The 15,189-nt window shown below is 48.4% G+C and carries 14 protein-coding genes and 1 pseudogene; 6 read left to right on the forward strand and 9 right to left on the reverse strand.

The window, feature by feature from the left end; all coding sequences use genetic code 11:
• The first annotated feature begins 43 nt into the window (after positions 1 to 43).
• Positions 44 to 1,297 (forward strand): M48 family metallopeptidase, encoded by a 1,254-nt coding sequence (locus P3X63_RS06095; RefSeq protein ID WP_026586290.1) that lies wholly within the window; start codon positions 44 to 46, stop codon positions 1,295 to 1,297.
• Between the two features lie 61 nt (positions 1,298 to 1,358).
• Here the strand turns inward: P3X63_RS06095 and P3X63_RS06100 are convergent, their stop codons facing one another.
• On the reverse strand, positions 1,359 to 2,498 hold the full coding sequence (locus P3X63_RS06100) for a S8 family peptidase (protein WP_026586291.1): 1,140 nt from the start codon (positions 2,496 to 2,498) through the stop codon (positions 1,359 to 1,361).
• Positions 2,499 to 2,828: 330 nt separating this feature from the next.
• Between P3X63_RS06100 and P3X63_RS06105 the strand changes: the two genes are divergently transcribed.
• The 4 genes from P3X63_RS06105 to P3X63_RS06120 all read left to right on the forward strand — a co-directional run bounded on the left by P3X63_RS06105 (position 2,829) and on the right by P3X63_RS06120 (position 6,972).
• Entirely contained in the window at positions 2,829 to 3,821 is a 993-nt protein-coding gene (locus tag P3X63_RS06105; protein ID WP_277692598.1) for an EamA family transporter, read from the forward strand.
• A 79-nt stretch (positions 3,822 to 3,900) separates the two neighbouring features.
• Complete coding sequence (locus P3X63_RS06110; protein ID WP_277692599.1) at positions 3,901 to 4,875, forward strand: ABC transporter substrate-binding protein; 975 nt, start codon at positions 3,901 to 3,903, stop codon at positions 4,873 to 4,875.
• 79 nt (positions 4,876 to 4,954) lie between these two features.
• A complete protein-coding gene (locus P3X63_RS06115; protein ID WP_277692893.1) occupies positions 4,955 to 5,953 on the forward strand; it encodes a FecCD family ABC transporter permease in 999 nt (332 codons plus the stop codon).
• A complete protein-coding gene (locus tag P3X63_RS06120) occupies positions 5,950 to 6,972 on the forward strand; it encodes a FecCD family ABC transporter permease (protein ID WP_277692600.1) in 1,023 nt (340 codons plus the stop codon). The genes P3X63_RS06115 and P3X63_RS06120 overlap by 4 nt, the downstream gene beginning before the upstream one ends.
• Before the next feature lie 43 nt (positions 6,973 to 7,015).
• Here the strand turns inward: P3X63_RS06120 and P3X63_RS06125 are convergent, their stop codons facing one another.
• The 7 genes and pseudogenes from P3X63_RS06125 to P3X63_RS06150 form a co-directional block, all read right to left on the reverse strand.
• Entirely contained in the window at positions 7,016 to 7,588 is a 573-nt protein-coding gene (locus P3X63_RS06125; RefSeq protein ID WP_026586296.1) for a histidine phosphatase family protein, read from the reverse strand.
• Positions 7,589 to 7,665: 77 nt separating this feature from the next.
• Entirely contained in the window at positions 7,666 to 8,769 is a 1,104-nt protein-coding gene (locus P3X63_RS06130; RefSeq protein ID WP_277692601.1) for an acetyl-CoA C-acyltransferase, read from the reverse strand.
• Positions 8,766 to 10,202 carry an AMP-binding protein gene (locus P3X63_RS06135; protein ID WP_026586298.1) on the reverse strand — a complete coding sequence of 479 codons (1,437 nt, stop codon included), beginning with the start codon at positions 10,200 to 10,202 and terminating at the stop codon, positions 8,766 to 8,768. The genes P3X63_RS06130 and P3X63_RS06135 overlap by 4 nt, the downstream gene beginning before the upstream one ends.
• Positions 10,203 to 10,219: 17 nt before the next feature.
• Positions 10,220 to 10,765 (reverse strand): biotin transporter BioY, encoded by a 546-nt coding sequence (locus P3X63_RS06140; RefSeq protein ID WP_077737092.1) that lies wholly within the window; start codon positions 10,763 to 10,765, stop codon positions 10,220 to 10,222.
• A gap of 143 nt (positions 10,766 to 10,908) precedes the next feature.
• Positions 10,909 to 11,415: a methyl-accepting chemotaxis protein gene (locus P3X63_RS22815; RefSeq protein ID WP_409446677.1), complete on the reverse strand. Its 507-nt coding sequence runs from the start codon at positions 11,413 to 11,415 to the stop codon at positions 10,909 to 10,911.
• A 252-nt stretch (positions 11,416 to 11,667) separates the two neighbouring features.
• Positions 11,668 to 12,201 (reverse strand): annotated as a pseudogene (locus P3X63_RS22820) (protoglobin family protein); the annotation flags it as partial.
• A 94-nt stretch (positions 12,202 to 12,295) separates the two neighbouring features.
• Entirely contained in the window at positions 12,296 to 13,825 is a 1,530-nt protein-coding gene (locus tag P3X63_RS06150; RefSeq protein WP_277692602.1) for an FAD-dependent oxidoreductase, read from the reverse strand.
• A 134-nt stretch (positions 13,826 to 13,959) separates the two neighbouring features.
• Here P3X63_RS06150 and P3X63_RS06155 point away from each other — a divergent pair, with 134 nt between their 5' ends.
• Positions 13,960 to 14,817 carry an SDR family oxidoreductase gene (locus P3X63_RS06155; RefSeq protein WP_026586302.1) on the forward strand — a complete coding sequence of 286 codons (858 nt, stop codon included), beginning with the start codon at positions 13,960 to 13,962 and terminating at the stop codon, positions 14,815 to 14,817.
• Positions 14,818 to 14,882: 65 nt separating this feature from the next.
• Here P3X63_RS06155 and P3X63_RS06160 read toward each other — a convergent pair whose 3' ends face one another.
• Positions 14,883 to 15,116, reverse strand: a complete 234-nt coding sequence (locus tag P3X63_RS06160) for an IDEAL domain-containing protein (RefSeq protein WP_026586303.1) — start codon at positions 15,114 to 15,116, stop codon at positions 14,883 to 14,885.
• Positions 15,117 to 15,189: the final 73 nt, after the last annotated feature.

A 15,189-nucleotide genomic window follows, 5' to 3' on the forward strand; every position in this document is an offset into this window, starting at 1 on the left:
CTTACAATAGGAGTAACCGTTTAGTGAGAGGAAGTGATTGTTGATGGGGAAATGGATCGCAGGCGCCGGTCTCTTATATGTACTGTACGGCCTTTTTTTCTACTGGTACCTCTTTATGACCGGCGAGTCTTCCGTTCCCGAGGCGCTGAAAGGGACAAGTGCCGATCCGGCGACATTTATGAATCAACGGGAGCTTATCCTGTCGGAAGAGTATTCGAAAATCAAAGATTTTCTGTTTTTTTTCCGGATTCCGTTTGAATGGTTTTTGTTTTTTATTCTTTTGACAGCCGGCTTATCCAAGAAAATGAAGGATTGGGCGGAGCAGACGTCAAGGCGCAGGTTTATTCAGATTGCGGCTTATGTTTTTTGCCTGTTTCTGATCGTTGCGCTCGCTTCTTTGCCGCTTGACTGGATCAGCTACCAATACTCGCTTGACTACGGCATTTCAACCCAGACGACTGCGAGCTGGATCAAGGATCAGGTGATCGATTTTTGGATCAGCTTTCCTTTGACGCTCGGAGCGGTGCTGGTGTTTTTCTGGCTGATCAAAAAGCATGAAAAACGGTGGTGGTTTTATGCATGGTGTTTGACTGTCCCGGTTACACTGTTTTTGTTTTTTCTTCAGCCTGTTGTGATCGATCCTTTATATAACGACTTTTACCCGCTGAAAAATAAAGAGCTGGAACACCACATTTTGAAGCTTGCCGATCAGGCCGACATACCCGCGAACCACGTGTATGAAGTCAACATGTCTGAAAAAACGAATGCGTTAAACGCCTATGTGACAGGGATCGGTGCTAATAAAAGGATCGTTTTATGGGATACGACGCTGAACAAGCTTGACGAGCCTGAAATTTTATTCATCATGGCGCATGAAATGGGGCACTATGTCATGAAGCATGTCTACATCGGCCTCGGCGGTTATTTGCTTTTGTCCCTCGCCGGCTTGTTTGTGATCGACAAAATATATAAATGGATCATCCGCCGCCATGGAAGAAGGTTCAACATCAAAAGCAAAGCGGATCTTGCAGCGCTCCCGCTTTTGCTGCTCTTGATCGGCGTCGTTTCATTCGCTTCTTCCCCTTTTACAAATGCGGTATCAAGACATCAGGAAAAAGCCGCCGACCAGTATGCGATTGAATTGACGAAAAACAAAAAGGCTGCTGTTTCCACTTTCCAAGAGCTGTCAAAGGCGGGATTGAGTGAAGCGAATCCGCCGTTTCTCGTCAAAATTTTTAAATACGGTCACCCGACCATCATGGAGCGGATTCAAAACGTTGAACAGGGCTCCAAATAACGAAGAAAAAGCTAATGTGATAAAACACTAGCTTTTTCTATCGAGGTTTTGCTAAAATATGTTATTGGGCGGCAGCTTCGACATTGATCAGCCCATTGCCGTAGTAGAAGGAGCTTCCCAAATAAGTCGCCGTACTGGAGAGACGGTTGCGGACTTGTGAAGCTGAAAGCGTTGGGTATTTTGACAAGATCAAAGCTGCTGCTCCTGCAACATGAGGTGACGCCATTGAAGTGCCGTTCAATGTCGCATAAGTGTTGGAAGGATATGTGCTGTACACGCCTGAGCCTGGAGCCATGACTTCAAGCTCTGAGCCGACGCTTGAGTAAGAAGCTCTGTTGCTGTTAGAGTCCACTGCACCGACAGCGATAACCGAATCATATTTGGCAGGATAGCCGATTGTATTGCTGCTTCCTGATGATCCGCTGTTTCCCGCTGCTGCCACAACGACAACTCCTCTTGCATACGCATTGTCAACAGCCTGTTTCAAGGCGGTTGAACCCGATGATCCGCCAAGGCTCATGTTGATGACATCCATTCCATTTGACGTCGCCCACTCGATTCCGCTTACGATCGCGCTGTAAGTTCCGCTTCCGCTTGAATTCAACACTTTAATGGCGTAGAGGGACACATTTGGTGCCACGCCTAAAACGCCGATTGAATTATCGAGCGCTGCTACTGTACCGGCAACATGTGTACCGTGTCCATTTCCGTCAATAAAAGGATTGGAATCACCGGATACAAAGCTCGCTCCGCCGGAAACATTTAAATCTGAATGAGAGGATTGGATTCCGGTATCAATGACACCGACTTTGACATTGGCTCCCTTAAAGCCTTGAGCCTGCACTTTATCAGCTTTGATGAGCGGAATGCCGTAAGGGACGGTTTGTGCCAGTGCATGTGCGACATGGTCCTCTTCGACATAAGCGACGCTCGGGTCGTTTTTCACTTTCTTCAGCGCTTTTTGATCAAGCGATGCTTTTGCGGCGTTGATGATTTTAAACTGCTTGTCCACTTTTCCGCCGCTTTCTTTGATGATATCTTTTTTGACGGCTGCTGTTTTTGCTCTTGACTTAAATCCGACAATATAGTCCTTTTCTACATTTTTCGCCGGCTGGGCAGCAGAAGCCGACCCGCTGAAAGCCATTGAAAAAATGAGCAGAAGGGCCGTCAGCACACTAAGCCATAGACTTCTTTTTCTCATCGTTACTCACTCTCCTCTTTTTTATTCAGAATAATTGAAATAGATGGATAATATATTCTATTCGAATTATTCTGTTAATTTATTATAGAAAAAAAATGAATTGTCGGGTAGGACCAAATTTCCCGAAAATATATAACCATTTTTTGGTCATAAATGACTGTTTTAGAAAAATAACCAATACCTTCAGTATATAGTTCCCGCCGTTTCTACGTGTGAAAGACGTCCCGCCCTTCAACGGCGCCAATAGCTCCGACCGTTACTTCATTTTATGAAAATACCAATCGATCATTTCATAACATAATATTTTTTAGAGGGGGGGGTTGCAGATCAATGTTTCTTGCATTAGAATATGCAATATATCGCATATGGGAGAGAGTGGATGATATGAAAGCAAAGCATTTCAAAGGAATCATGATGGTCCTTGCCGGCGCGACATTGTGGGGATTGTCGGGCAGTGCGGCCCAGTATTTATTTGAGCAGGGAGCAGTAGGTGCCGGGGCTCTCGTTTCGGTGAGGCTTCTCGCATCAGGCGTGATTCTTTTATTATATGTTGCTGTGAAAAACTCAAGCTCGCATGTCTTTCGGATTTGGAAGAAAAAATCGTCGGCCTCCTCGATTCTCATCTTTTCAATCTTTGGGATGCTCGCCGTCCAATATACATTCTTTTCTTCGATAGAAGGGGGAAATGCGGCGGCCGCTGCCGTTCTTCAGTATTTAGCGCCTTTTTTTGTGCTGATTTACATCTATATCAAAAAAGAGGCTTCACCTAAGCTGAAAGATGTAATGCTCGCGTTTGCTGCGCTGGCGGGCGTGTTTTTGCTGTTGACCGGAGGCAGGCCCGACAGCCTGTATGTGCCGCTGCCATCGGTCATCTGGGGTGTGCTGTCAGGCGCAGCGCTTGCCTTTTATACGGTTTATGCCGGAGCTTTAATTCAAGCGTTCGGTGCACTGACAGTCACGGGGTGGGGGATGCTGATCGGAGGTCTCGGCATTTCCGTCGTGTTCCCCCCGTTTCAGTTTGATCCGTCTGCAATCGGCATCGGGGAGGGGATGGCTGTTTTGTTTGTCGTTTTATGCGGCACTGCCCTTGCATTTGCCCTCTATATTGGCAGCCTTTCTTATCTATCGCCGAAGGAAACGAGCTGCCTGAGCTGTGCCGAACCGCTTGCGGCTGTTCTGTCATCAGCGGTTTGGCTGGATGTTCCGTTCAATGCGGTTCAAGGAGCGGGCACGATCATGATCATCATGACGGTCATCTGGCTTTCTTTAAGCAGAGAAGGCAAAACAAAAACGGACATCACAGATTTCGAATCTCCTTTTTAATAATGATAATGATTATCGTTGTCATTTGTTTCTGCTGTTGCTATAATAGTTTCGTCTATTAAGAAAAAAGGAGATACATATGAAGCTTAAATCTTTTGTCATTCTATGTCTGCTTATTTCAGTCTTAGCGGCATGCTCGGGGGCAGGCGAAAGCGGAAAAACGTCCGCACAGGATACTGTGACAGTCAAACATGACCTTGGCGAAACAAAGGTGCCGAAGCATCCGAAAAAGATCGTTGTCCTTGAGCTTGGCTTCATCGATGCGCTCGTTGACGTCGGAATCAAGCCTGTCGGTGTCGCAGATGACGGAAAACCGAAATTTATCAATGAAAAAGTCAGGGAAGAAATCAAAGGCTACACATCGGTAGGGACACGCGCCCAGCCAAGTTTTGAAAAAATTGCCGCGTTAAAGCCCGATTTAATCATTGCCGATTCAAGCAGACACAGCGGTGTTTACGATAAACTGTCAAAAATCGCGCCGACGATCGCTTTGAAAAATTTAAACGCTGATTACGAGGATACACTTGACGTCTCCAAGACGATCGCAAAAGCGGTCGGCAAAGAAGACGAAATGGAGAAAAAACTGACCGAACATCAAGAAAAACTAGATCAGCTGCAAAAGAAATTTGCTGGTCAAAAGCAAAGCATCCTCTTAATCGGGAATACAAATGAGGCTGTCACCGTCCGTGACGAAAACTTCTTCACCTCTCAGCTTTTAGCAAAAATCGGCTACACATACGGTGTGGGAGACAGCCAAAAAAGCGATGCTGACAACGGTGAGTCCGTCAATATTAAAATGACGCTTGAACAGCTTCTGGAAAAAGATCCTGATGTCATGATCCTGATGACAGGAGAAAAGGATCAAGTCGATCAAGATGGAAAAAGGCCGATTGAAAAAGATCCGCTCTGGAAAAAGCTCAATGCCGTCAAAACCGGCAATGTGTATGAGGTTGACAGATTCGCATGGTCGCTTCGCCGCAGCATAGACGGGGCGAATGCCGTGATTGACGAAATTGATCAACATATTCTTCCGGCTGTTCAAAAGAAATCCTGATGCCGGCTTATCTATTCAACGCATGCTTTTTGTCAAAAAAGCATGCGCTTGTTTTTTCTTTGGGAGGTGAGCTGCTTTGATGAAGGTGAATCGGTTCGTTCCGCTCTTATTTTTCATTCTTTTGCTTGCGAGCTTTACGCTTTCGATTTCGATCGGTTCAACAAATATCGCGCTTTCCGATATTTGGGCGGCCATTTTTTCAGGTGACAGTTCGAAGCTGCACGCAGTCATTCAGACGATTCGCATACCGCGCGCTCTGGAAGGGGCATTGATCGGAGCGAATCTGGGCGCAGCCGGTGCGCTCATGCAGGCGGTGACAAGAAATCCGCTGGCATCGCCGGGGATTTTCGGCATAAGTGCGGGCGCTTCCGCGGCTGTTGTCTTTCTGACGGTGATGCTGCCGGCAGCCGCGGCTCCTCAAATGACGATGGGCGCCGCATTTACGGGGGGCGCTTTTGCCGCCATGATCGTTTATGTGACCGCATCGGTTTTCAGCGAGCATGACAAGGATATCAGTTTTGCTTTAATCGGCGTTGTCATTCAGGCGATCCTTGCTTCACTGACACAGATGATGCTGATTTTCAATGAAGAATCGACGGAAACCATCTTATTTTGGCTTTCCGGCTCTCTGGCCGGAAGTTCGTGGGAAAAGCTGCATTTGTTGCTTCCGGTCAGCATCATCGGTTTATTGATTGCGGCGGCCCTGGGAAGAGCGGCTTCCGTTCTCAGTCTCGGTGACGACATTTCCCAAGGCTTGGGACAAAAAGTCTGGGTGGTCCGGGTGCTCATTGCCGTCACCGTTGTCGCGTTAGCCGGTGCTTCTGTAGCAGCAGCCGGTCCGATCGGTTTCATCGGTTTGATGGTTCCTCATATGATCCGGTATGTCGCGGGCGCCGACTACCGCGCTGTGATTCCGTATTCAGCCGTGCTAGGAGCCATCCTGCTTCAGCTGGCTGATATCGCGTCACGCTTTGTTTATTATCCGTACCAAACACCGGTCGGCGTTGTCACGGCATTGATCGGAACGCCCTTTTTCATCTATTTGGCGCGAAGAAGCAAAAAGGGGACGGCTTCATGAACAAATGGACAGACCACACAAAAAAACACCGGGGGAAACCGGCGGCGGTCCTGCTCCTCCTTTTGATTTGCCTGGCTGTGCTCGCTGTGTTGAATTTGGCGATCGGCGATGAGAACATCCCGCTTTTCGCCGTGCTTAAAGCATTGGTTGGGCAAGGCGATCCCGGCGTTCGGTTTATGGTAATGGAATTCAGAATGCCGAGAATCATCCTGGCCGTCCTGGCAGGCGCCGCTTTAGCCATTGCTGGAGCGATCGTTCAGTCGCTGCTGAGAAACCCGCTCGCAGCATCAGACACGCTTGGCATTACCGGGGGAGCGGGGCTCGGCGCGGTGATCGTCACCGTGCTGTTTGCCCAGCAAACACCGCTTTTTTTGACAGGCGCCGCTTTCCTTGGCAGCATCCTGGCCGCTGTTCTCGTTTATGTATTGGCTTACCGAAACGGAATCGCCCCGGTAAGGCTGGCATTGGTCGGCATCGCTGTCAACGCTTTTTGCCATTCGGGGATTCAGCTGTTGATTTCAAGAGCCAGTCCGAATGTGAGCAGTGCATTAATATGGCTGAACGGCAGTTTATGGGGGAGAAGCTGGGATCATGTGCTGGATCTTTTCATTTGGTGCTGTCTTTTGATTCCGCCCGTTTGGCTGGCGGCAAAACCGCTTGATATTATGAAATCCGGGGACGGGGTAGCCGCAAGCCTCGGCATTTCCCTTGAAAGAACAAGGGGGCTTTTGCTCGCCGCAGCCGTCACGCTGACAGCGGCGGCTGTGACGGCCGTGGGGACGATCGGTTTTATTGGCTTGATGGCACCGCATATCGGAAGAAAGCTGGCGGGCCATGAATCACGGATTTTGCTTCCTGCTTCCGGCTTGATCGGGGGGATCATCCTGCTTGCGGCCGATGCTGTCGGAAGGGGGCTGATCCCGCCGCTGGAAATTCCGGCGGGCTTGATCGCCGCAGTTGTCGGCGGGCCTTATTTTATCTATTTGCTGCGCCGTGAAGCAAAACGGGGCAGGAAGTAAAACGACAACGGACGGCATCCATTCGGGCCGTCCGTTATTCATATCATACTGACAAATGATCGCGCAGATTATAGTCGTTGACATGCCATTTGTTGTCCTGAAAGCTGATATTGCTCAGACAGGCGTTGACAAGCTTCGTGTTTTCAAGATTGATGTCTCCGTTTGAAATCTTGGACAACAGCGTATGGATCGCTGCTCCGTGCGCGACGATGAGCACCTTTTGATCGGGATATTGTTCATTGACCTTTTGAACACCGGCCATCAGGCGTTCAGCCAATGCTTCTTTCGATTCTTGATTCGGATAGTTTTTATCAGGATAGAGCCTCATTCTTTCTTCAAATGGCATTCCCTCGGCATCTCCGTAATTTCTTTCGATGAAATCCTCCATTTCCACAATATCAAGCCCTAAATATTGATTGATGATGTCCGCTGTTTCCCGAGCTCTTTTTAAAGGACTTGTAATGATGACGTCCCAGTCTGTATCTTTTAAAAATTCTCCGGTTTCTTTCGCCTGTCTTTTTCCGGTTTCATTTAAAGGGATATCTGTTCGTCCCTGCAGTTTTCCAAAAGCATTCCAGTCGGTTTCTCCGTGCCGGATTAAACAAATCGCAGTCATTTTGCAAAAATCTCCTTTCGAGCACGAGTGCACGTTTTTTGGTGATAAGGTCATTATACTAATGTCAAAACGAGAACTCACGCATGATGACCGGATACGGTTTCGAACAACACGGCTGTTCCGATGCCGCCCCCGCTGCCGATCGCTGCGATGACATACTTCAGATCAGGTCTTCTCTTCGTCTCATGAAATAAACGGGTCACCAAAATGGCCCCAGAAGCGCCGTAGGGATGACCGAGCGCCAAGGCGCCTCCCCTGACATTCAGTTTATGATAGCCGATTCCAAGTTCTTGGGCGCACGCCGCGATTTTGACGGCGAATGCTTCATTGATTTCAAACAGATCGATATCTTGAACGGACAGACCTCTTCTCCGTAACAGTTTTTGAATCGCGGGCACGGGCGAGATTTGCGGGAAATTTGGATTGACGCCGCTGACTTCACTGTCGACGAATCGCAGAACGGGCTTTAAGCCGAGCGCTTTTGCTTTTTGTTCGTCCATGACGACGACGGCGCTTGCGCCGTCGTGAATTCCGCAGCTGTTGGCGGCTGTCACGGTGCCTTGCTTTTTAAAAGCCGGCTGAGCCCTTTGGACGATTTTTTCGATCTGCCGCTTGCTGAGCATACTTTCATCAGCCGTCAAGTCTTGAAACGGCAGGATTTCATCTTCATAATAACCGTTTTCAAACGCCCTTATGCTTCTTTGATAGCTTAACAGTGTATAATCGTCCTGCATTTGGCGGGTGATGTAATAAGCTTGCGCCGTCATTTCTGCCGCTTCGCCCATATCCGGATCCCCCCATTCATCTGGAGAAAAGCGCGCTCTTTGCGGAAAAGGGGAGAGGCTCGCACTTTCCGTTCCTCCGGCGATGTAGCAGCTTCCTGCCCCGGCCTGGACGAAACAGCAGGCGGTGCGGATCGCTTCAAGACCTGCGCTGCATTGGCGGTCGATCGTCATTCCGGTTACAGAAGCGGGAAGCCCGGCGGAAAGCGCCGCTAAACGGGCAATATTGCCTCCGGGTCCGACGACATTTCCGAGAATGACTTCATTTAAATGGCCGTTCAGCGGTTTCTCTAAATATTGAATGAGGGCGGCGGCCAATTCGTGCGGCTCTGCTGTTTTCAAAGAGCCGTTTTGTCTTGCGATGACCGTTCGTTTGGCGGCTGTGATGACCGCTCTCATTTGATCAGCTCCTTCAGCTGTTTTCTCACGAGGCTGCGGGCGATTTTTCCTCCGGCAGTATGCGGAAGCTCTTCGACAACATGCCAGCTTCTCGGGATTTTGTAGGGGGCGAGCCTGCGTCTGCATAACGCTTTCAGCTCTTTGACGGAGGCTCCGCCCTTAATGACGGCTGCCGCTTTTTCTCCCCAATAATCATCGGCGATACCGACGACCGCCGCTTCTTCGACCTCAGGATGCGAGGTGAGGACAGCTTCGATCTCTTCAGGGAAAATATTAATGCCTCCGTAGACGATCATGCTGTTCTCTCTTCCGGAGATGTACAAGTATCCGTCATCATCCATCCAGCCCATGTCACCGACCGTCATCCACCCGCTTTCGTCAGGGCGGGGGAAGCCGGCTTGTTCCTGCAAATAGCCTGAAAACACCATCGGGCTTTTCACATAGATTTTGCCGACCTCGCCGGTATCGGCAATATCCCCTGAGTTCCGGCGGATGGAGACGTCAACGTTTTGAAAGGGGCGTCCGACTGAAGCGGGCTTCACCTGAAAATCGCGGGGAGCGGAAACGGAGACGAAGCTTAATTCTGATGTCCCGTAGAAATCATATAACAAAAGATTAGGATAGGCTTTTTGGAACGCGTTTTTGGCGTGTTGGCTCCAATTGGCGCCGGAAGAAATAATTTTAAGGGGTCTTTCGATCCGCCTGTTTTCCGACAACATCGCTTCCGTCATTGTCGGCACTGTATATAACGCTGTGACAGGCAGGCTGTCGATCGTTTTTTCGAGCCGGTGCGTTGAAAATTTGTGCAAAAGGTCGACTGTTCCCCCAAGAAATAATGTGTTCATTGCGCCATATAAAAAGTGAGAAAAAAAGAGCGGACCTGGAATGACAGCCCTGTCTTCAGCGGATAATTGAAAGTCTCTGCTGCTGATGCGGAAGCTCTCAATCCAGGAACGTTGAGATCTGATGAATGCTTTCGGCGCGCCTGTTGAACCTGATGTGAACCCGATGTAAAAGGGTTCTTCATCATCGATGTCTGGTTCATCAGCAACCGGTCTCTTCCTGATGTCCGCGAGGCATTCTTCCAAAGCAAGAGCATCTTCATATTCAGGAAAGGGCCGCTCTGTGATGAAAAGGTCGGGCTTGCAAAGTAACAGCCTTTCGATGCACTCGGCGCGGCTCCACCTCGGATCAAAGGGAACGGCCGTCCAGCCGGCTGCTGCAGCCCCGGCGAACAGCTGCAAAAAAGGAAGGCCGTTCGGCAGCATGAACGCGATCCTTTTATTTGTCCGTTTTTGGCTGTTCAGCCAGGCGGCCGTCCGGCAGACGAGCCGATGCCAGTCTTTGTATTGGATTGATTCCGTTCCGGTCTGGATGGCCGTTTTTTCAGGGTGCTGCTGTGCGTGGCGTTGATAGGTTTCGGTGATCGGCATGGTGAAATTCCTCCAAACTATATTCCTTGTCTCTTGATCTGCATCGCTTTTCTTAATTTTAGCACGAGATAAGCCGCAATGGCCGACTTTAACAGATCACCGGGAACATAGACCAGGCAGAACGTCAGCGCTTTTTGAAGAGAAATGTTCATCAGAAAGGCCTGAACAGGTACGCCAACTGCATAGATAAAGAGAATGCCAAATAAAAGGTGAATCAAAAAAAGGTGTCTGAAATGCAGAACAGACAGCCTCCCGACGGCTAAAGCGATGAAGAAAGCTGCGGCGGGATAGGCCAGCAGGAAGCCTGCGCTCGGACTTGTAAAGACACCGATTCCGCCCCGGCCTCCCGCAAGAATCGGCATACCGCTTGCAACAAGCAGCAAAAAGACGATGAGACTGAGCCCGGCGTTTTTCGGTTTGTTGATGCCGCCGCTAAGCATGACACCGATCGTCTGCATTGTGATCGGGACGGGTGTAAACGGCAGCATGACCGGGGGAAAAAAACCGAGAACCGCCATAATCGCCGTGCTAAGTGAAATGAAAACCATATCTTTTACATGCATAGTAGACTTCGATTCCTTTCAAATATATGAATAGAATCAAATTATCATTGAGACTTTTGTAATGTCAACTATAATATTTTATAGGTTTACATAAAGGGGCGGAAAAAACACAGATCATGTCATGACCTGTGTAGTGTGAAGGGTTATTTTTTTGTCAGTTCAACGAGAGCGTCAACTGAAGAAGCGACTTGGGATACGGCTCCATTGACTTCCTCTAGTCCGCTTAAAAAGGCCTGCAAATCGCCTTCGATTTGCCCGCTATGGTTTTTGCTAGTTTTCATACTGCTGACAATATCGTCGAACAGGTGATTGATCTCTGACATTTTATTCTTGCTTTCATTAACAAGCTGATTCACATCTGTAATGTGTTTGGTCACGATGCCGATTTGGGCGTTTGTATTATTGACGAGCTCGGAGACGGTTGAGACCGTTTTTTTCGTGTCGTCGGAAAGCTTTCTGACTTCGTTTGCGACAACCGCGAATCCTTTGCCATGCTCCCCGGCTCTCGCCGATTCGATCGAGGCGTTGAGAGACAGCAAATTCGTTTGTTCGGCGATGCCTGTCACAATCCCAAAAATCTTTTCGATTTGCCGGGCGATTTCTTCCAGTTTTTTGATTTCACACTCAATTTGGGTCATGCTGCTCCCCATTTGATTCAGCTGCTGTTCCTGCTCCTCGAGCTCTTTTTTGCCGCCGATCGATTTTTCCTCCACAGATACGGCCGTCTTCGTACCCGCTCTGGACGTCTCGACGATTTCTGCTGATTTATCGACCAGTTCCTGCACCGCGCCTGTCGTTTCTGCAAATAAGGCGGCTAATGAGCCGGAGGTCTCTTTGATTTGCTTGTGAAGTTCGGTTTTTCTGTTTTCTTCCTGTGCGCGGAGTCTCGCGTGCTCATCTTCAAAGGCTTCCAGAACGATCTGCTGTTCAATGTTGAGAATCTTTGTCGCCGCCGTGACGGCCCGTTGATAGTCTTCATTGTTTAAGCCGTTTTCAAATATCTTGAGCAGTGATAAAAGAATGTCTTGGAAAGCGGCCAAATACCACTTTGGCAAAAGACCGATCTTCAAATGAACATGTGCGATCCGAATTCTTTTTTCTAAAAATGCCTCGTCAATCACGCCTGAAAACATTTCCTGTATATGAATGGATAATGTCTTTTTTAAGCGGTCGACAGAGCTGTTTTCATGAATGATCTCCATCAGCGAGCTTTCATGTTCAAGGTTTTGATAGAACCGGCTGACGATCGTCTCTATATGTTCTGAAATCAAGGGTTTCAGCTTGCTCAGCACCCAAAGGTCTTCATCTGTTAAATTAACCATGGCCAGCTGTTTTTTAAATTCCGCGTGCTGTTTAAGCCTGATGCGACTCGTTTGATCATCGCTTGTACCAGCAAATAATGATCCTTCCGTTTTTCTGTCCTTTTTGAATAACACAATCGTATCCCCCTGTAAACGGCAATGAAATTACCGGTTTTTTGAAAATATCCCGCTTTATTTTCTTATCGGCTTTTTTTTCCGTTTTTTAAGCTTAGGTATTGCTTTCAGAGGGCTTTAACGGCAGAACAGCCGGTCCTTCAATGACATCGCCGCTGATGGAAAACCTTGACCCGTGGCACGGGCAGTCCCATGTCCGTTCCCCGTCATTCCATTCGACCTCGCAGCCCATGTGGGTGCAGGTCGTATCGACCGTATGAAGCTGTCCGTAGTCATCGCGATAGGCGCCGGCCCGCTTGCCGCCGATCGCCACGACCGCTCCTTCTCCGGGGGCGAGGTCTTCCGGCTTCCGGATCGGCTGTTCGAGCTTTCCTTCAACAAAATGCTTTGCGACATCCGCGTTGTAGGACATCGCTTTTTTTATGCCCGGATCAGGATGAAAACGGGCAGGTGTAAAGACCTCCTGATAAGGATTGCTTTCGTTTGTGATATGGTCGGTCATGATTTGCGCGGCGAGCGTGCTTGACGTCATGCCCCACTTCTTAAATCCTGTTGCGACAAGAATCCGCTTTTCCTTCGGATAAATCGGCCCGATATAAGGGATTTTATCAAGGCTGATTAAATCCTGTGTCGACCAGCGGTAGGGGATGTCTTCGATGCCGAGAACACCTTCTGCAAATGATTCCAATGCCTGATAATGTTCGATTGTGTCTTTTCCCTGGCCGGTTTTATGGCTTTCGCCGCCGACGAGAACCATTTTCTCGCCGCCGATCACAACCGAACGCAGGGAGCGGGAAGGCTGGTCAATGCTTAAATACATGCCGCCCGGGTACGGTTGTTTAGGTTTGACAGCCAGGACGTAGGAGCGGCTCGGCTCAAGCCTTGCAAAATAGAAGCCTTTTTTATCATGAAACGGAAAATGCGTGCAGCACACGACATAGTCGCTGAAGATCTGCTGTCCGCTTCTGGTCAGCACTTTTGGGCGGTCGCCTTCTTTGATTTCCTTGGCGGCCGTGTTTTCAAAAATTTTTCCCCCGGCTTGCTGGATGTTCTCGACAAGATGTTTTAAGTAATAAAGCGGATGAAACTGGGCTTGATTTTTCATGACAAGACCGGCCTTAATATCGATGGCGACGGGAAGGTCTTTGATGAAATCGCGGTCGATTCCGAGCTTTTTGTAAGCCTCATACTCTTTTTTGATTTTTTCTGCCGATTGCTCTTCCGTCGTATAAATGCAGGCGTCTTGTTCTTCAAAATCACAGGGGATGTTCTGCTCAAGCACAAGGTTTTTAATGTATGAAAGCGCCTGGAGATTTGCTTCATAATAGACCCTGGCATTCGGCATTCCGATATGGTTGATCAGCTCATCATAAATCAGGTCGTGCTGGGCGGTGATTTTCGCCGTCGTATGTCCCGTCGTTCCATTCAATATGCGGTCTGCATCAATCAAAACGACGCTATACCCTTTTTTTGTCAGCATATAAGCCGTTGTGATTCCGGTCATCCCGCCCCCGATGATTGCGACATCTGTTTTCACATCTTCTGAGAGGCACGGAAATTCGGGAAACACTGTGCTGTCTCTCCAAAACGATTCGGGTGAGTCCGGCAGTTTTTCTTGATTCACAAGGGGTCCCTCCAAAATTTAAGTTGTTCTTAAATTTTCCAATTACAAAACATTCATGCATGAAAATGAATTGGATAAAACATGATATAGTTCATAAAATAGTAAGGTTACATTGATGTGAAGGAGGAATTGTTTTGAGTAAACAGCCGAAAAAAGTACTGCCTCCCCAGCACCAGACCCAGCAGCCCGGGCTGGAGTATTTGATGAATCCCCGCCCTGTTTTTGACCGCCCGAAACCGGCCAAAAAACTTGCTGGGAAAACCGCGATCATTACTGGGGGAGACAGCGGAATCGGCCGGGCGGTGTCCGTTTTGTTTGCAAAGGAAGGCGCAAATGTGGTCATCGTTTATTTCAATGAGCACCGTGATGCAGAGGAAACAAAAGGCTATGTCGAACAAGAAGGTGTCGGGTGTTTACTGATTGCCGGAGACATCGGGGACGAAGCCTTTTGCAATGAGGTCGTCCGTCAGGCGAAAGAAGCGTTTCCGACGATCGATATTTTGGTCAATAATGCGGCTGAACAGCATCCGCAGAAGGGAATCGACAAAATCACAAGCCATCAGCTGATCAGGACGTTTCAAACGAATATTTTTTCGATGTTTTATTTGACAAAAGCCGTCCTGCCCCATTTGAAAAAAGGCAGCTCGATTATCAATACGACGTCTATTACGGCGTATGCCGGAAATGAAAGGCTGATCGATTATTCGTCGACAAAAGGGGCGATTACATCATTTACCCGTTCTCTCGCATTGTCGCTCGTTGATCAGGGCATCCGCGTCAACGGGGTTGCTCCGGGACCGATTTGGACGCCGCTCATTCCGTCGACATTTACCGAAAGGGAAGTCGAGGTGTTCGGTTCGACGACGCCGATGGGGCGCCCGGGACAGCCGGTTGAGGTAGCGCCGAGCTATCTGTTTTTGGCCAGTGATGATTCCTCTTACATGACCGGTCAGGTTCTTCATGTCAACGGCGGAACCATTATAAACGGATAAAAAGGTCAATGCGGACGCACTTGACCTTTTTTCCATAAAAAAGCCAATCCTGGCGGGATTGGCTGTTATGCGTGTAATGTCAACGCTGTATATTCTCTTGAAAGTTCAAGGAAAGATTGTTCGTCTCCTTTGTCTAATGCCTCGTCGATCTTCTCTTTCAGCATGTTCAACCGACGTTTAAACAACGATTCATCAAGGACCATTTGGATGTAGATATCCATGATGGTTACATCAAGTTCTTTTACCTTTTGGGTGTTGCGGGACTTCATGAGCTCAGCGTACGATTTTTTCTCTTTCATAAAGATTCCCCCTGATGCCTTTTTTATAGTATATGGATTACACATCAAAAAATCAATAAGTATTTATAATTTT

Source organism: Bacillus sp. HSf4, from assembly GCF_029537375.1.
In the GTDB taxonomy this organism is placed as follows: domain Bacteria; phylum Bacillota; class Bacilli; order Bacillales; family Bacillaceae; genus Bacillus; species Bacillus sonorensis_A.

Excerpts from the sequence above, each read along its gene's own strand:
- P3X63_RS06105 (WP_277692598.1), top strand. The coding sequence starts at position 2,829 with ATGTTTCTTGCATTAGAATATGCAATATATCGCATATGGGAGAGAGTG.
- P3X63_RS06160 (WP_026586303.1), bottom strand. The coding sequence starts at position 15,116 with ATGAAAGAGAAAAAATCGTACGCTGAGCTCATGAAGTCCCGCAACACC.
- P3X63_RS22815 (WP_409446677.1), bottom strand. The coding sequence starts at position 11,415 with ATGGGGAGCAGCATGACCCAAATTGAGTGTGAAATCAAAAAACTGGAA.
- P3X63_RS06100 (WP_026586291.1), bottom strand. The coding sequence starts at position 2,498 with ATGAGAAAAAGAAGTCTATGGCTTAGTGTGCTGACGGCCCTTCTGCTC.
- P3X63_RS06095 (WP_026586290.1), top strand. The coding sequence starts at position 44 with ATGGGGAAATGGATCGCAGGCGCCGGTCTCTTATATGTACTGTACGGC.
- P3X63_RS06115 (WP_277692893.1), top strand. The coding sequence starts at position 4,955 with ATGAAGGTGAATCGGTTCGTTCCGCTCTTATTTTTCATTCTTTTGCTT.
- P3X63_RS06140 (WP_077737092.1), bottom strand. The coding sequence starts at position 10,765 with ATGCATGTAAAAGATATGGTTTTCATTTCACTTAGCACGGCGATTATG.
- P3X63_RS06135 (WP_026586298.1), bottom strand. The coding sequence starts at position 10,202 with ATGCCGATCACCGAAACCTATCAACGCCACGCACAGCAGCACCCTGAA.
- P3X63_RS06125 (WP_026586296.1), bottom strand. The coding sequence starts at position 7,588 with ATGACTGCGATTTGTTTAATCCGGCACGGAGAAACCGACTGGAATGCT.
- P3X63_RS06120 (WP_277692600.1), top strand. The coding sequence starts at position 5,950 with ATGAACAAATGGACAGACCACACAAAAAAACACCGGGGGAAACCGGCG.
- P3X63_RS06130 (WP_277692601.1), bottom strand. The coding sequence starts at position 8,769 with ATGAGAGCGGTCATCACAGCCGCCAAACGAACGGTCATCGCAAGACAA.
- P3X63_RS06110 (WP_277692599.1), top strand. The coding sequence starts at position 3,901 with ATGAAGCTTAAATCTTTTGTCATTCTATGTCTGCTTATTTCAGTCTTA.